The 336-nt window shown below is 72.0% G+C and carries 1 protein-coding gene; it reads right to left on the bottom strand.

Annotated features, from left to right (window positions below; all coding sequences use genetic code 11):
• The coding region (locus tag OF819_RS29100; protein ID WP_267246645.1) for a phosphopantetheine-binding protein at positions 1-336 on the bottom strand (336 nt) is incomplete at both ends.

Here is a 336-nt window from a genome sequence, read left to right as displayed (position 1 = left end):
GCCGCTCCGGCCGCTCCACCGCGACGAGCATGGGACGGGCGTGGCCCGCCTCGTCCAGGCGCCGCGCCAACGCACCCGGCGACGACGCCTCGAAGACGGCACGCACCGACAGCTCACTGCCAAACACCGTACGGACACGGCTGATCAGACGCGCCGCCAGCAGCGAATGACCACCAAACTCGAAGAAGTCGTCGTCCACGCCGACACGCGGCACGCCCAGCACCTCGGCGAACAGTTCGCAGAGGATCTCCTCGCGGAGGTTCGCCGGGCCCCGGCCCGCGGCCGCACCGGCGTAGGTCGGCGCGGTCAGCGCCTTGCGGTCCAGCTTGCCGTTCG

This window comes from Streptomyces sp. PR69 (assembly GCF_026420845.1).
Taxonomy (GTDB): Bacteria; Actinomycetota; Actinomycetes; order Streptomycetales; family Streptomycetaceae; genus Streptomyces.
Note: the sequence above shows the minus strand (reverse complement) of the source record. Positions and strands in the feature narration are given on the sequence as shown.